Annotated in this window: 12 protein-coding genes; 6 read left to right on the top strand and 6 right to left on the bottom strand. The window is 67.4% G+C overall.

All coding sequences use genetic code 11. The features are described from left to right. Positions 1 to 85: 85 nt before the first annotated feature. From recC to BC1002_RS05795, 3 genes are read left to right on the top strand one after another with little or no spacing between them, the layout of a single operon-like run. Positions 86 to 3,478, top strand: a complete 3,393-nt coding sequence (recC, locus tag BC1002_RS05785) for an exodeoxyribonuclease V subunit gamma (RefSeq protein WP_013089136.1) — start codon at positions 86 to 88, stop codon at positions 3,476 to 3,478. Further along, complete coding sequence (recB, locus tag BC1002_RS05790) at positions 3,475 to 7,206, top strand: exodeoxyribonuclease V subunit beta (RefSeq protein WP_013089137.1); 3,732 nt, start codon at positions 3,475 to 3,477, stop codon at positions 7,204 to 7,206. Before recC ends, recB begins: the two co-directional genes overlap by 4 nt. Further along, positions 7,203 to 9,293 (top strand): AAA family ATPase, encoded by a 2,091-nt coding sequence (locus BC1002_RS05795; RefSeq protein WP_013089138.1) that lies wholly within the window; start codon positions 7,203 to 7,205, stop codon positions 9,291 to 9,293. Before recB ends, BC1002_RS05795 begins: the two co-directional genes overlap by 4 nt. A 59-nt stretch (positions 9,294 to 9,352) precedes the next feature. On the opposite strand, the gene BC1002_RS05800 is transcribed toward BC1002_RS05795, so the two are convergent. Continuing rightward, on the bottom strand, positions 9,353 to 9,994 hold the full coding sequence (locus tag BC1002_RS05800) for a VC0807 family protein (protein WP_013089139.1): 642 nt from the start codon (positions 9,992 to 9,994) through the stop codon (positions 9,353 to 9,355). 180 nt (positions 9,995 to 10,174) lie between these two features. On the opposite strand from BC1002_RS05800, the gene arfB reads away from it, so the two are divergent. Beyond that, entirely contained in the window at positions 10,175 to 10,579 is a 405-nt protein-coding gene (gene arfB / locus BC1002_RS05805; RefSeq protein ID WP_013089140.1) for an alternative ribosome rescue aminoacyl-tRNA hydrolase ArfB, read from the top strand. 12 nt (positions 10,580 to 10,591) lie between these two features. Here the strand turns inward: arfB and BC1002_RS05810 are convergent, their stop codons facing one another. Beyond that, positions 10,592 to 11,887: a sensor domain-containing phosphodiesterase gene (locus tag BC1002_RS05810; protein WP_013089141.1), complete on the bottom strand. Its 1,296-nt coding sequence runs from the start codon at positions 11,885 to 11,887 to the stop codon at positions 10,592 to 10,594. Positions 11,888 to 12,512: 625 nt separating this feature from the next. Between BC1002_RS05810 and BC1002_RS05815 the strand changes: the two genes are divergently transcribed. After that, entirely contained in the window at positions 12,513 to 12,803 is a 291-nt protein-coding gene (locus BC1002_RS05815) for a putative quinol monooxygenase (protein ID WP_013089142.1), read from the top strand. An 84-nt stretch (positions 12,804 to 12,887) separates the two neighbouring features. On the opposite strand, the gene BC1002_RS05820 is transcribed toward BC1002_RS05815, so the two are convergent. The 3 genes from BC1002_RS05820 to BC1002_RS05830 form a co-directional block, all read right to left on the bottom strand. Further along, complete coding sequence (locus BC1002_RS05820; RefSeq protein WP_008923870.1) at positions 12,888 to 13,145, bottom strand: hypothetical protein; 258 nt, start codon at positions 13,143 to 13,145, stop codon at positions 12,888 to 12,890. Between the two features lie 235 nt (positions 13,146 to 13,380). After that, entirely contained in the window at positions 13,381 to 13,620 is a 240-nt protein-coding gene (locus BC1002_RS05825) for a hypothetical protein (RefSeq protein WP_013089143.1), read from the bottom strand. A 175-nt stretch (positions 13,621 to 13,795) separates the two neighbouring features. Beyond that, on the bottom strand, positions 13,796 to 14,515 hold the full coding sequence (locus BC1002_RS05830) for a YdcF family protein (RefSeq protein WP_375791786.1): 720 nt from the start codon (positions 14,513 to 14,515) through the stop codon (positions 13,796 to 13,798). Positions 14,516 to 14,780: 265 nt separating this feature from the next. Between BC1002_RS05830 and BC1002_RS05835 the strand changes: the two genes are divergently transcribed. After that, positions 14,781 to 15,104, top strand: coding sequence for a hypothetical protein (locus BC1002_RS05835; RefSeq protein ID WP_013089145.1), 324 nt, complete (start codon positions 14,781 to 14,783; stop codon positions 15,102 to 15,104). A gap of 362 nt (positions 15,105 to 15,466) precedes the next feature. Here BC1002_RS05835 and BC1002_RS05840 read toward each other — a convergent pair whose 3' ends face one another. Further along, positions 15,467 to 15,718: a hypothetical protein gene (locus BC1002_RS05840; protein ID WP_013089146.1), complete on the bottom strand. Its 252-nt coding sequence runs from the start codon at positions 15,716 to 15,718 to the stop codon at positions 15,467 to 15,469. Between the last annotated feature and the right edge of the window lie 286 nt (positions 15,719 to 16,004).

A 16,004-nucleotide genomic window follows, 5' to 3' on the forward strand; every position in this document is an offset into this window, starting at 1 on the left:
TTTGTTATGCTGTCGCTTCAATGTTCGCCGTGGCTCGCGCGCATCGCTCGCGGGCCATCGGCGTGCCAAATGTGATCTGGAATCCATGCTTCAGCTCTTCTACTCGAACCGCTACGAAACGCTGGTCGACGCGCTGCTCGACGACCTCGCGCAAGCGCCGTCCGACCCGTGGACCGCGCGGCCCGTGATCGTGCCGAGCGCGGCCGTGCGCCGGCGGCTCGAACTCGATATCGCCGCGCGCCAGGGCATCTGCGCGAACGTGAACTTTGGTTATCTCGCGCAATGGTTGTGGGCGCAGATCGGCGGCGTGATCGAGGTGCCGAAGCATTCGCCGTTCGCGCCGGACCGGCTCGTGTGGCGCTGCTACCGGCTGCTCGACGACACTGACGAAGCGCTGCCATGGAACGCGTCGCCGCGTCTGCGCACCTATCTCGATGCGGCCGACGCGTCGATGCGCTACGAACTCGCGCGGCGCGTCGCGACCGTGCTCGACCACTATCTGACCTATCGCCCAGAATGGCTGCTGCAATGGCAGAAGGGCGGCTCGATCTTCGCGAGCGGCGCGGCGGACGACACCGGTCCGCGTCTGACCGGCGCGAGCGACGCGGCGCGCGAAGACGAGCGCTGGCAGGCGGCGCTGTGGCGCGCGGTGCTCGCCGAACTCGCGCAAGCCGGGGGGCATGCGCAAACATCCGCGGCCGCGCTGCCGCCCGCGTATCGGTTCCTCGATGAAATCGCTGCGCTCGATCTCGAGGCGATCTCGAACGCGCAATGGCCCGAGGCGGTCAGCGTGTTCGCGCTGCCCACCATGCCGCCGCTGCATATCGCATTGCTGCGCGCGCTGTCGCGCTGGATCGACGTGCGTCTGTACGTGATGAACCCATGCCGCGAGTTCTGGTTCGACGTGGTCAGCGAAGGGCGCGTGCAGGCACTCGACGCGGCGGGGCAGCTCGACTATCAGGAAGTCGGTCATCCGCTGCTCGCCGAATGGGGACGGCAGACTCAGGCGCAGCTGCATATGCTGCACGAGCTGACCGAAAGCGCGGCATCGGCCGAGACCGGCGAGTTCACCGAGAACCCCGAGCCGAGCTGGCTCGCCGCCGTGCAGAACGGCATCCTCGATCTGCGCAATGAAGCCGATGCCGACGAGTTGCCTGTCGAGCGCGGTATCGAGGTGCACGTCTGCCATAGCCTGTCCCGGCAGCTCGAAGTGCTGCACGATCGCCTGCTCGGCTGGTTCGACGAGTTCGACGATCTGCAGCCGTCCGACGTGCTGGTCGCGGTGTCCGATCTCGCGGCGGCCGGTCCGCTGATCGATGCGGTGTTCGGCACCACGCCCGCCGGCGACACCCGCCGCATTCCGTACCGTATCACCGGCTTGCCGCCGTCGCAGGCCAATCCGGTCGCGCGTCTGTTGCTCGACTGGCTCGCGCTGCCCGAGCGCAGCGTCGGCGCGCCGGATCTGATCGAATGGCTGCGCGTCGATGCGGTCGCGGTGCGCTACGGCATCGATGCGAATTCGCTCGAAGCCGCGCAGGAATGGCTCGCGGCCGCCGGCGCGCGGCGCGGGCTCGCGCCGCTCGAACCGGTCGGCGAGCACGTGCCGGTCGCGCGTCATACGTTCGCCGATGCGCTGACGCGCCTGTACCTCGGCTATGCGATGCCGGCCGGCGGCGAGCCGGTCGATGCGTGGCTGCCGGTCGAAGGCGCGGGCGGTTCGGATGCTGAATTGCTCGGCCGTCTGTCGCGCTTCGTCGACGATATCGACAGCTTCGCGGCGAGCTGCGCGAGCGAGCGCACGCCGGCCGACTGGTCGCAGCTGCTGCTCGAAACGCTCGGGCAGTGCTTCGACGGCGGCGTCGAGTTCGCCGATTCGCTCGCGGCCGTGCGCGACGCGCTCGATGCGATGAGCGCCTCGATGCAGGCCGGCGCGCATGATGTGCTGCTGCCGGCCTCGGTGGTGCGTACCGCGCTCATCGAAGCGCTCGACGACCCCGCGCGCGGCGGCGTGCCGTGGGGCAGCGTGACGTTTTCTTCGCTGACGAGTTTGCGCGGCTTGCCGTTCCGTGTGGTCTGCCTGCTCGGCATGGACGACGGCGTGCTGCCGTCGCTCGCGCGTGCCGACGAATTCGATCTGATGGCCGCGTTCGGCAAGGCCGGCGACCGGCAGCGCCGCGACGACGAGCGCAATCTGTTCCTCGATCTGCTGCTCGCCGCGCGCGAGCGGCTCTTCATCGCTTACACGGGCCGCAGCATTCGCGATAACGCGCCGCTGCCGCCGGCCGCGCTCGTCGACGAACTGCTCGATCATCTCGCGCAGGTGTCGGCGGGCGAGGACGCGAGTCCGGCCGAGGTCGACCGCGCGCGGCGCGAGTTCATCGTCGAGCATCCGTTGCAGCCGTTCGCGTCGGACTACTTTGCGGCGAAGCCTGACCTGTTCACCTACGACGCCGATCGTGCCGAGTTGGCCACGTTGCTCGCCGAACCGCAGCATGCCGACGTCGCGCCGTTCTTCGATCAACCGCTGCCGCCGGAAGACATGCACGAGGTGCAGTTCGACGACTTCGTGCGTTTCTGGCGTCATCCGGCGCGTGCGCTGTTGCGCGACCGGCTCGGCATCGCGTTGTCGGATGCGCAGGGCGAGTTGCTCGATACCGAGCCGTTCGATCTCGACTATGCGGGCCGCGATGCGCTCGCCGAGCGCCTGCTGCCGGTGCTGCTCGATACCGACACCGCAGACGACGTGATGTACGGCCGCGTGCAGCGCGTCGCCGAGGCGAGCCCCGAGTTGCCGGGCGGCGCGACCGGCGCGGTGTGGCGCGCGCGCGAGCTGTCCGCGCTGCGGCAGTTGGCGCAAAGCGTGCGGCGCGAGGTGGCCGCCGGTGTCGAGCGCTTGCCGTTCGTGCTCGACATCAGGCCGCGCTGGCCGCAGGGCGGCGATGGCACCGATAGCGCCGATTCCCTGTTCGGCGACTACGACGCGCTGCTGCGCCAGTCCGCCGAAACGCCGCTGCAATTGCGCGGCACGTTGAACCTGCTGACCGGAACGGGACAAGTGATCTTTCGTTATGCCAAAGCCAGCGCGCGCGATTATCTATCAGCGTGGCTCGCGCATCTGGTCTATTGCGCGGCGCAGCCGGACGGTCCGCGCCGCACCGTGTGGCACGGCAGCGGCGAGAGCTTCGAGCTCGCGCCCGTCGCGGCGCCGCTCGACGAACTCGCGCCGTTGGCTGCGCTCTTCAAGGCCGGCCGCCGGCTGCCATTGCGCTTCTTCCCGAAGAGCGCATGGGCGAGAGTCAGCGAAAGCGAGTCGGTGGCGCAAGGCGTGTGGATCAACGACCGCGTGCGCGGCGAATCCGACGACCCCGCGTTGCGCATCGCGCTGCGCGGCACGCCGCTCACGCTCGGCGAACCGTTCGGCAGCCTCGCCGCGATCGTCTTCAAACCACTGATCCAGCATGTGCGGAGCGCCTCATGAGCGAAGCGCTGCGCCATCAAAACCTCGTCGCCGACGAGCTCGACGTGTTCGCGTGTCCGCTCGACGGCGTGAACCAGATCGAAGCGTCGGCGGGCACCGGCAAGACGTGGAATATCTGCGCGCTGTACGTGCGGCTGCTGCTCGAAAAGAACCTGAACGCGGATCAGATTCTGGTCGTCACGTTCACGAAGGCCGCGACCGCGGAGTTGCACGAACGCATTCGCGGCCGTCTCGCGGAATTGCATCGCGCGATCGAGATGGACGACGACGCCGGCGATCCGTTCATCCGCCGGCTGTTCGAAACGACGCTCGCGCCTGACAACGGTATCGAGCGCGAGGCGGCGTTGAAGGTCGTGCGCCGCGCGCTGCGCACCTTCGATCAGGCCGCGATCCACACGATCCACGCGTTCTGTCAGCGCGCGTTGCAGGAAGCGCCGTTCGCCGCCGCGATGCCGTTCGCATTCGACATGGAAGCCGACGACGCGGCGCTGCGCTTCGAACTCGCCGCCGACTTCTGGCGCGAGCAGGTCGAGCCCGTCGCGCATGCGCATCCGGCGTTCGCCGCGTGGCTGGTAGCGAGGCGCGCCGGTCCGGCGTCGCTCGACGAGCAGTTGGCGCGACGTCTGAAAAAGCCGCTCGCGCAATTGCGCTGGGGCAGCGTTCACGCGGACGGCGTCGACACCGATTCGCAGGCCGGCTTCGATGTCGCGTGCGCGATCTGGCAGGCCGAGCGCGACGCGATCGTCGCGCTGCTCGCCGAAGCGCAGGAGCGCCTGAGCAAGACCACACACAAGCCCGATCACGTTAGCGCCGCGATCGCCGCGTGGACCGACTACTTCGCGCGGGGCGACTGCCATGCGCCGCCGCCGCGCGCCGCGTTGAAGCTGACCGCGTCGGCGTTGAAGAAGGCGACCAAGGCCAGGTTCGAGCCGCCGGCGCATCCGTTCTTCGAGCACGCCGACGCGTTGGCCGCGGCCGTGGTCGCTGCCGAGGCCGCGCAGCGCGCGCGCTGGCTCGGGCTCGTGCAGACGTGGCTCGACTTCGCGCCGGCCGAGCTGGTGACGCGCAAGCGCACGCGCCGCGTCGTGTCGTTCGACGATCTGCTCGCGAATCTGTATCGCGCGCTGGCCGCGCATCCGTGGCTCGCCGATGCATTGCGCAGCCGCTATCCGGCCGCGCTGATCGACGAGTTTCAGGACACCGATCCGTTGCAATTCGCCATCTTCAGCCGCATCTTCGCGCCGGCCGGGCCGCTGTTCCTCGTCGGTGATCCGAAGCAGGCGATCTACAGTTTCCGTGCGGCGGACCTGCATACGTACCTTGCGGCGCGCGAGTCGGCGTCCGCGTGCTACACGCTCGCGGTCAACCAACGCTCGACCGCACCGATCGTCGATGCGTGCAACCGGATCTTCGAAGCGAACCCGCAGGCGTTCGTGCTCGACGGGCTCGACTATCAGCCAGTGCGTGCGGGCGAGCGGCGGCGCGCACCGTTCGCCGATCCCGACGCGAGCGGCGGCGATTTCCGCATCTGGACGTTGCCGCGCGGCGAGACCGCGCTGAGCAAACGCGACGCGCAGCGCGCGGCGAGCGAAGCGTGCGCGGCCGAGATCGTGCGGCTGTTGCGAGGGGCGCGTGAAGGCGTGGTGACGATCGGCGACAAGCCGCTCGCGCCGGGCGATATCGCAGTGCTCGTGCAGACGCACAAGCAGGGCAGCCTCGTCAAACGCGTGCTCGCGGCGTGGGGCGTCGGCAGTGTGGAGCTTGCGCAGGCGTCGGTGTTCGCGACGCTTGACGCCGAGCAGATCGAGCGTGTGCTGGCCGCCATCGATACGCCCGGCGATCTGCGCCGTCTACGCGCCGCGCTCGCCACCGACTGGCTCGGGCTCGATGCCGCCGCGCTGTGGCGCCTTACGCAGGTCGCCGATGCGCCGGCGGCCGAAACCGGAGGCGTGGCTGATTCAACGTCCGCACTCGATCCCGCCGACGCGATGGGCTGGGTCGAACGTTTTTCACGCTACCGGATGCTGTGGCACGAACGCGGCTTCGCCGTGATGTGGCGCACGCTGATGCGCGAGCTGCGCGTCGCGCAGCGGCTCGTCGCGGGTGTCGACGGCGAGCGCCGGCTGACCAACGTGAATCATCTCGCCGAGCTCGTGCAAACACGCGCGGCCACCCAGCCCGGCATCGCGCCGACCCTGCGCTGGCTCGCCGCACAGCGCGAGCAGGGCGGCGGGGAAGAGGCGCAACTGCGGCTCGAGTCGGATCGCAATCTGGTGCAGATCGTCACGGTCCATAAATCGAAGGGACTCGAATACGCGGTCGTGTTCTGTCCGTTCCTGAACGATGGTGGCTTGCGCGAGCCGCCGTCATCAGGCTTGCCCGATGCGCGCGAGTATCACGACGACAGCGGCGATGCGGTGCTGCACTACGGTTGCGACGAACAGGAAGCCGAGCGCGCGTCGCGCTACGCGGTGCGCGAGCAGGCGGCGGAACGCGCGCGGCTCGTCTATGTGGCGCTCACGCGCGCGGTGTATCGCTGCTACCTGGTCGCGGGCACCTATCTGTCGTCGCGCTCGACCAAAGAGTCGCGCCGCAGCGTGCTGAACTGGCTCGTCGGCGGCAGCGGGCACACGTTCGACGCATGGCTCGCCGAGCCGCCCGACGAAGCCGCGCTCGCGGCGAGCTGGCATGCGCTCGCGGGCGGGCCGGTCACGTTGCGGGCGCTGCCCGAAGTGACGCGGCGCGTGCCGCTCGAAACTCTGCAGGATCACGGCGCGCATCTGCGCGCGCGCGCGAATCGGCGGGCGTTGCGCGATCAGTGGCGCATGGCGAGTTTCAGCGGCCTGATCGCGGCCGGCAGCAGGAGCGCGGATGCGCACGCGCACGCGCCGCAGGAAGACTTGCGGCCCGATCACGATGAGATTGCCGATGCGCTACAGTCCGCGCCGTTGCTCGTGCCGCTCGCCGCGACCAACGCCCCGGCGCATGCCGACGACGACATCCTCGCGTTCCCGCGCGGTGCGGCGGCTGGCGATTGCCTGCATCGGATGTTCGAGCTTGCCGATTTCAGCGACGCGCGCAGCTGGCCCGACGCGATCCGCGGCGCGCTGCGCGAGCGACCGGCGCCGGCCGCGCCCGAGCTCGCCGCGCGCTTGCCCGCGATGATGCATCGGCTGATCGCCGACGTGGTCTCGACCGAACTGGTGCCCGGCATGACGCTCGCGCGGCTCGATCCGCGTCGGCGCCTGAACGAACTCGAGTTTCTGTTCGCGGCGCCGTCGCTGGATTTTCCGGCGCTGCGCGAGCTGCTGATCGAATACGGCTACCCCGACGTCGCGCTCGAGCCCGGCGTGCTGCGCGGGTACGTCAAAGGATTTATCGACATGATCGTCGAGCACGACGGCCGCTTCTGGATCGTCGACTGGAAATCGAACCATCTCGGCGACACCGCCGCCGACTACGCGGCCGCACCGCTCGAGGCAGCGATGGCGAGTCACGCGTATCACCTGCAGGCGCTGCTTTATACGGTCGCGTTGCATCGCTATCTGAAGACGCGCGTGCGCGATTACGCGTACGACACACATATCGGCGGCTATCTGTATCTGTTCGTGCGCGGCGTGCGGCCGGATTGGCGCGATGTCGACGGCGCCGCCGGCGTGCATAGGCGGCGCGCGCCGTTCGAACTGGTGGCGCTGCTCGACGCGGCGATGATCGGAGGTGGCGCATGAGCACGCCGGGCACGCTTGACGAGCGCGCGGCCACGCCGCTCGGACTCGAAGACATCGGCGTCAACCTGCCCGCGCCGGCCGATTTCAGCATCGCGCTGGCCGAAGGGTTCGCGCGTCGGATCGGCATGCTGGCGCGGCGCGGTGGCGCATCGACCGAGGTGGTGAAGTGGGCCGCGCGCGGCGCGTTCGCGGCGAGCCGCGCGACCGCCGAAGGGCATGTGTGCGTGCCGCTCGCGGCGCTCGCGCGCCGCTTCGACGCATCGAGCGCCGAAGTGCGCGCGGCGCTGCTCGCGAGCGGTATGGCAAGCGATGGCGCCGCGGACACAGCGGGCGCGGCGGCGTTGCGGCCGCTCGTGATCGACGCGCAGGGGCGTCTTTATCTCGCGCGCTACTACGACTACGAACGGCGCCTGGCCCACGCTCTGGTCGCACAGGCGACGGCCGACGGGAGCACCGCGAATGTCGACGCCGACACCGCCCCCGCCGCTTTGCGCGAACGCCTGCTGCGCTACTTCGGTCCGCCGAGAGACGACGAAGTCGACTGGCAACGCGTCGCGGCCGTGATGGCGCTGTCGGGGCGGCTGACGATCGTCAGCGGCGGTCCGGGCACCGGCAAGACCACGACCGTGGTCGGCGTGCTCGCGTGTCTGCTCGATGCGCGCGCCGATCTGCGCATCGCGCTCGCGGCGCCGACCGGCAAGGCGGCGCAACGGATGCAGGAAGCGTTGCTCGCGCGCGCGGGCGAGCTGCCGGCAGAACTCGCCGAGCGTTTGCCGCAGACGTCTTACACGCTGCATCGTTTGCTGGGCTCGGGGCCGGGCGGACGTTTCCGGCATCATCGCGATAATCCGTTGCCGTATGACGTGGTCGTGATCGACGAGGCGTCGATGATCGACGTCGCGATGGCCACACATCTGCTCGACGCGATCGGAGCGCAAACGCGGCTCGTGATGCTCGGTGACAAGGACCAGCTCGCCGCGGTCGAAGCCGGCGCGGTGTTCGCCGAGCTCAGCGCGCGTCCGGCGCTGAGCGCGAGCGGATTGCGGCGGGTCGCGCAGGCGCTCGATATCAACGAGGCGCGGCTCGCGCGGGCTTTGCCGCGCGCGTCGCGTCAGGGCGATGAAGCGCCGTCGGATGATTTTTTTGTGCCGCCCGAGGCGCTGCAAACGTTCGAGGCGGACGCATCGGGCGATCTGTTCGCCGGTGTCGCGACAGCGGCGGGTGACGAGCAGCCCGACCGCGATGCGCGATCGGCGAACGAACACAACCCGCTCGCGGACTGCGTCGTCTGGCTCGAGCGCAACTACCGGTTCGGCCTCGAGTCGCCGATCGGCCGTTTGTCGGTTGCGATTCGCAACGGCTCACCGAGCGCGGCGCTCGACGTATTGCGGACCGACCCGACCGAGGTCTGTGCCGCGGCGCTGCACGAGGACGCGCACACGACGCTGACCGAACGCACCATGACCCGACTTGCCGCCGGCTTCGCGCCTTACGCCGACGCACTTGCCGCGACGCTCGCCAGCGATACGCCCGATCCCTTGCCGCTGTTCGACGCGCTCAACCGCTTTCGCATCCTCTGTGCGACGCGGCTCGGTCCTCGCGGCGTCGATCAGGTCAATGCGGCGATAGCGGCTCAGGTGCGCCGCGCCGCGGGCGTCACGCTCGCGGTCGGCGCGCAGTGGTTTGCCGGACGGCCGGTGATGGTGACGCGCAACGACTACGCGCTGGGGCTGTTCAATGGCGACATCGGCATTGCGCTGCCGGGCGCGGGCGGCGCGCTGCGCGTGTATTTCCGCACCGGCGACGGCGGCGTGCGCGCAGTGTCACCGGCCGCGCTGCCGCCGCACGACACCGCGTTCGCGCTGACGGTCCACAAGTCGCAAGGCTCGGAGTTCGAGCACGCGGTGCTGGTGCTGCCGTCGGCGTTCAGCCGGGTGTTGTCGCGTGAGCTCGTGTACACGGCGATTACTCGCGCGCGCGAACGCGTCGAGGTGATCGGCGCGCGGGCCGTGCTCGCGCAGGCGATCGCGACGCCGACGCAGCGTGATTCGGGGCTGGCCGCGCGGATTGCGGAGGCGTCGCGTTGATTGCGCGAACGCCGGCGGAACGGGCGGAGTGGGGTAGTGGCCTTACGTGCGAGCGGCGCTCAACCGGCCATGCCGCTCGCCCGCTCGATGGACTCGACGCGGCTGCGGATCGTCTTGCGATACCACAGCGTCCACAGCGCGAGTCCGGCGTAGATGCCGTAGCCGATAAAGGGTGACACGACGAGGAAGCGTTCGATCGGCCACGTCAGCGCCATCCACGCGCGTAGCGCGGTTTCGGCGGTCAGGCCGACGCCCCACACGAGCGTCATGGCTCGCATCGCGGGGGCGAGACCGGGGCGTTCGCGCCAAAGCGTTTCGAAATGCGCGGCGCCGCCTTCCATTTCGCGCGCGACCGTCGCGCGCGCGAGGTAGAAGATCAGCGGTCGACGCATCGGCAAGGACAACAGGAACAGGACGCCGACCGCGCCGGACACCAGCGACTCGCGCAACAGCAGCATGCGCGGACTGCCGCCGAGCGCCATGGCTGCCACCGACAACACGATGCCCGCGACCACCATCACGCTGAGGGCATCGACGCGCCTGAAGCGCGCGAGCTCGATCGCGCTCCACACGAGCGGTGGCACGGCGGACGCGATCAGCGCGCCGGTCTCGCCGACCCGCGGTAACGCGAACCGGTAGGCCAGCCACGGCAGCAGAAAGTTGACGGCCAGTTCGAGTACGAAACCGGGACGGCTCTTCATGTGAATTTACGCCGTAAGCGAAAGAACCAGTATCGATGAACCGGTCGCGCCGACGCAAATGGTTTTTTTCGTAACGCGTTCGCGGCCGGGCGCCGCCGGCACTGGATCTGGCGCTTCGGCAACCGCGGGCAAGTCGCACCGAGCGCTTGTACACTGATGCAACTTTCTCCCCGACCTCTCATGACATCCCGCTATCCGATCCCGCCCAACGAAATCGAATTGACCGCCGTGCGCGCGCAGGGGGCGGGCGGGCAGAACGTCAACAAGGTATCGAGCGCGATTCATTTGCGTTTCGACGTGCGCGCCTCGTCGCTGCCGGAAGTGCTGAAGATGCGTCTGCTCGCGCTGTCCGACCACCGGCTCACGCGCGACGGTGTCGTGGTCATCAAGGCGCAGGAGCATCGAACCCAGGAGATGAACCGCGCGGCGGCGCTCGCGCGGCTCGATGAACTGATCGAAAGTGTCAGCGTGACCCGCAAGCATCGTGTCGCGACACGGCCGACCCGCGCGTCGAACCTGCGGCGGCTCGACAGCAAGGCAAAGCGCAGCGAGGTCAAGTCGGGGCGCGGCCGCGTGCACGAGTAGCGGCGCGGGTCGCTAATGCCGGGCGCCGCGTCTACCGGTGCGCACATCCGGCGGCGATGCCTCCGGCACGAAGTCGACGCACAGCACATGCGTGCCGTCGCGCTCGAACGCGATCGCCGCGGTGTAGCAGTCCTGACCATCGGCGAGCGAATAGTGCGGCCCCATCATCGCGACGCGGCCCGGCGCCGCGAGCGCGTGGCGGAAATACGCACGACGCGACCAGTTGCTGCGCGTCTCCGTATACAACGGCGCGAGCCGCTTCGGAGGCGGCGAGACCGACGCCGCCGTCACCGAAGGCTGGGTCTGCTCGCCCTGGCCGTCGGTGAGGAACACGCGGCGCGCTTCGGGCAGATGCCAGACCTTTCGCGCGGCCTGTTCCAGGTCGCCGGTCGCCTTGTAGGTGTCGACGGCGGCCAGCACCGCCTCCGCGAAGCCCTCGAATCCGAGCCGCTGGTGGCTGGCATGTGCGCGCTCGTAGTCGGCGAACTTGCTCCAGATCGACTCGACGAGCGCAGGCACCTTCGTGCAGGCGGCCCGCACGCTGCTCTTCGGCTGACCGAACCAGAAACCCTGCACGAAATCGACATCGGCCTGCATCAGGATCATCAGCTCTTCATCGGTTTCGACGCCTTCGGCGAGCACCAGCGTGCCCGACTGATGCAGCATCGCGATCAGATGGCTGATCATCGATTCGTCGCCCTCGCGCTTGCCCGCGCGCGCAACGAGCGAACGGTCGAGCTTGACAATGTCGGGGCGGAAGCGCCACACGCGGTCGAAGTTCGAGAAGCCGGTGCCGAAGTCGTCGATCGCTATCAGGAAATCGCGCGGCTGCGAGGCGGCGAGCATGCTGGCGACGGCGGATTCATCGTCGGCGGGCTGCTCGAGCACTTCGATCACGATGCGCTCCTGCGGCAGCCCGAAATGCGCGGACAGCTCGTCGATGAACGCGCGCTGCGGCCAGCCGGTTTCGAACACCTGCGGGCGCGTGTTCAGAAACAGCCACCCGGTGCTGATGCCTTGCTCCATGAAGTTCGCCACGTGCAGGCAGCGCGCGATGCGATCGAGTTCGCGCGCCTCGGCGGCCGAGCGCGTGCCGGAGAACAGGACTTCGGGCGAGACGGGCAGGCCGACCGGATCGAACGCGCGCAACAGCGCTTCGTAACCGACCACGCACTGATGCGTGACCGACAGCACCGGCTGGAACACGCTGTGCAATGTCAACGCGCGCCAGGTCGCGGTCCAGCCCGACTCGCCGCGGACCAGGTGCGGGAGCAGGCCGCTCACGGTCAATTCGCTGACGGATGGCATAGAAGCGGGCATGAGAGCTGACATGGGATTGTTGCGGCAAGGGGTGAAGGGGCTCGCAAACCCATTCGGCGCGCAGCGCTCGCAAACCCGAAGCGTCGCCGGGACGACACAAACGCGTCCCGCGAACATGGAGGGCTGTGCCAGCTACGCTGGACTCCGGCGAATTGGTCAAAATGAGTCTAGCAGTTTGCAGCGCGCATCAATGTGCGGGTTATCACAAACGCATAAGCGCGAAAATTGTCCCCAAAACGGCTGCCAACGGCCGTGCGGCAACCCGTTGCGGTCATGCGCCGGAGCGTTTCGCGCGCTTGCCACACGTGAAACCGATTCTCAATCGCAATGAGTTGCCGTACCACGCCGAGGTTAGCAGGGCGCCCAGTGGTCGCCCGCCAAACTCCAGGCGCCGACGGTGCTCTCATGTTAGTGCCGGTGCGGGGGGCTGATGTGGCGGTTCGGGCGGCGGGCTTGGCATTGCTTTGCCGGGCGGATTCCGGCTTGACGCGACGGTGGTCCGGTATGGCGGGCAGAGGCGAGATTCATGCGTCGCCAGGCTGGTTAGCGCCGGCGTCGGCAGGTTCCGCGATCGGCGGGTATGCTGCTGATTTTCGTAAACAGGAGATCAGGCATGGCGGAAATCGCGGTGGTCGCAATTTCGGTGGCGAAACCGGGGCACGAGGAGTTGTTGCGCGAGGCGCTCGAAGGCATCGTCGGGCCGACGCGCAAGGAAGCGGGTGTGCTGCAGTACGACTTGCACCGCGATGTGCAGGAGCCTCGTCGGTTCGTGTTCGTCGAGCGATGGGAAAGCCAGGATGCGCTCGCGGCGCATGCGCAATCCGCGCATATCCAGGCGTATAAGAAAGCGGCCGCGGATTGGATCGAGCACGCGGAGATTCGCGTGGTGTCGAAGATCGCCTGAGTTTGGCGGGCGGGCGTCGGCGGGGTGCGGACAACGCGCTGCACAGGTGCGGCGGCATCGACGCCGCCGGCGCGCCGTCAGCGATCAGTGGGTTGCTTGCGGGACATCGAGAATCAGGATGATGGTCCAGTCGGCGTCGCCGTCATGGTGATACTGACGCTCCGCGACGATGAACGGCTGCTGCTTGCCAGCCGGGCCGAGAAACAGCACGTCGCCTTCCATCGGCAGGCATTCGACGGGCGGCAGCGCGAGGTACGCTTCCTGACCGCCACGCGGCATCAGTTTTTCGATCTTGCGAGATGCTGCTTCGGTCCATTCGATATCAAGCTGGATGTTGCTCATGCTGTCCTCCGCACCAGGGTGCGCACGGGTTAGGGGATGCCGGCGGCTCGCCGGTCGGTGCGCGACTTTAGCATACAGAAAGCCCAGCGCAGGCGGCTTCGCCAAGCCGGTGTGCGTTCGGCGTGCCTCGTCCGCGGCGAGCGGATCACGCAAACAAAAAAGCCGAAACTGGCGCTGCCAGCTTCGGCTTTTTCACCTTCACGGCGCGGCCGCGACGCCCGGTCGGCGAAGTCGCTCAGGTGCCCGACGTGTCCGCACCTTTCTTCGGATGATGCGGAGCCATCTTGTGATGCTTGGCCGGCGCGGCGGGGGCGGTTCCCATCGACTGCTCGCGGTTTTGCAAATCTTGCGCACGCTGCTCCACGTCGGCGGCCTTGGCCGGGTCGGTGCTCGTCGTGATGCCCTGGTCTTGCGCGTAAGCTGAGCCGGCCCCGGCACACAGGGAAACCAGGATCGCCATGGACACTTTCTTCATCGTTACCTCCATAGAGTGGTGGTGGACTCGAGTACTGCCTGTCCAGTGAGAAAGACAATTCATTCTATCGAGCAAACTCCGCTCCAACCGATGGCTTTGTAACCGCGCTCAAGATTTGTTACGTTTTGTAATGGCTTCCTTCACGTGCGATGGCGGGTCGGCCTTACGTGGTTCATCAGAACCAGCCGATCGCGCGATACAGGTGAAATTGCGCGAGGCCGATCAGTTCATGCAATGCGATCTCCGCAGCCACCAGATTGCCGAAGCGCGGCAGCACGCCGAGCCGGACGCGCCGCGCGCTCGAAATCTGCGGTTGCGGCTCGACGCCGAAGCGCTGAAAGTCGAGCAGCGCACGCGGCATGTGATACGCGGAAGTGACGAGTATCAACTTGTCGTAATGTGATTGGCCGACAATCACCGAGACGTTGCGCGCGTTCTCGTAGGTTGTGCGGCTGCTTTTCTCGAGCACGATGTCCGAGCGCGGCACCTGCTGACGCAGCAGATAGGGCAGGTAGGTGTCGGCTTCGGTCGCGCTGTGCCGCTGAGGATTGCCGCCGCTCACGATCACCTGGCAGACGATCGCCGTGCGCTTGCAGGCCGCATAGTTCTGCGCGCTGACTTCGATGCGCGAAAGCACGTCGCGCGGCGGCACCAGCACGTGGTCGTGGTCGTAGATCGTGCCGCCGCCGAGCAGGATGATCGCGGTGCGCGGCGCGAAGGTGGCGGCCTCGGCGCTCTGTCGTTGCGGCTGCGCCAGATCGAGCAGTGGCGCGGTCAGCCAGCCGGCCGCGAGCAGCCAGAACAGCGCGATCATGCAGATCACGAGCGGCCGGCGCGCACGTTTCCATAGCACGATTGCTGCAAAAAAAAGCGCTAATAAAGTGAATAGAATCAATTTAAATGGGGTAACGTATGTCTTTCGGGACAAATCCACGGGCCAGCCATCGCGCCGCCGCGGTTGCATCGTCGGCTCGGGGAGAGAACGCTAACATGCCGTTCTGACGGGGGTTCCGAAAACGAGACCAGGCAGCACCTGGCCGAAATCCGCTGTCAAATAGGCGGCGAGCTTCTGACCAGGAGCGGGTGCTACGCGCGTCGCCGGTGGCGCAGCGGCGCGTGGGCATGAATGTGTCATAGCTGCACTTTAAGAAAGAAGTGAGATGACCACGTATTCCAACGAAGCGGTACTTGAAGCGCTGCGGCGAGCGCAATATCGCCAGGTTCCTTGGGCCAGAAGGCCGGGCGTCTTCCAATATCTTCGCGCGCTGGGGCTGATGGACACCGTTCGTCAGCGAACCGTCGCACCGGCGCCGGGCTTTCATGCCCCCGTCGACATCGCCGTGCTCACCGAGCGCGGCAAAGCGGAGTTTGCGCGGCTCGAGCACGACGAGCGTCTGCTCACATGGACAGCGCAACGCATGAACGACTACGTTCTCGGCGCGGCTGAAGCGCAGTCCGCGGCGACAGCAGAAGTCAGGTCTTAGCTCAAGGTTCATCGCTTATCTGAATCACTGTCCGCCCGGGCCTGTCACCCCCACGGCGGGCGGTCTCTACCGTGGGCCGGTCGCTGTGCGCGTCCGCGGGCGACTCTCGGCTTTCCCTTCGACGAAGTGATGACGCGGACCGCGCCGGCCGTTGCGCGCCCGTCATGTCATCAACGCCTCGGGGGCGAAAAAAAGCCCGTATCACGAAGATACGGGCATACCGGAATTATTACTGCCACGCTGTGCTAATGGCGTTGAGTCAGACTGGTGCCGCGCCCGGTGGTTCCCCGATCGTGCATACGCAATGCGAGAGACTCGCTGCCGCGTCGCACGACGCGCCATCCACGCGGCGACACGCGACATCAACGCCGCCGTTGCTGCTCACGTGGCGCATCGGGCCGTGCCCGCACATTGCTGGCGATATCTCCGCGCAGATCGCCACGCGGCGTCGGCGGCGTGAAGTCACGATTGTGGGCCTCGCTTTGCTGCCACGCTTCGAGCGTAGCTTGACGGTCCGGGCGCCAATTCCACCCTTGCGGGCGTTGTTGGGCAAATGCCGGCGCGACCATCGATGAAATCACAATGCCGCACAACAGCACTGACATTGGTTTCATTCCGAAATCCCCCTCGACCTCGAGCCCGTCGACTCAACGTCTGTTTGCATAAGTATTAAGGTATGCCGGGGGAAGAAAGGGTGCTGTAATTAATAGTAAATGGATGTTTCACCCGGAGCTGTCGGGTCGTTTGCGAGTCTGAGGCGGCGTGTAACCAGCGCTAGCGCTGCGCCGGCCGTGCGGACGGCGCGCCGAAAGCGGGCGCGCGCCAAACCGAAAAGGCAGCGTCTCGCGCGGCGACCGTCAAATGCCGGTGGGTCGTGGCGCGCACGCAATCGTGAATAAG

The sequence above is a fragment of the Paraburkholderia atlantica genome, from assembly GCF_000092885.1.
Taxonomy (GTDB): Bacteria; Pseudomonadota; Gammaproteobacteria; order Burkholderiales; family Burkholderiaceae; genus Paraburkholderia; species Paraburkholderia atlantica.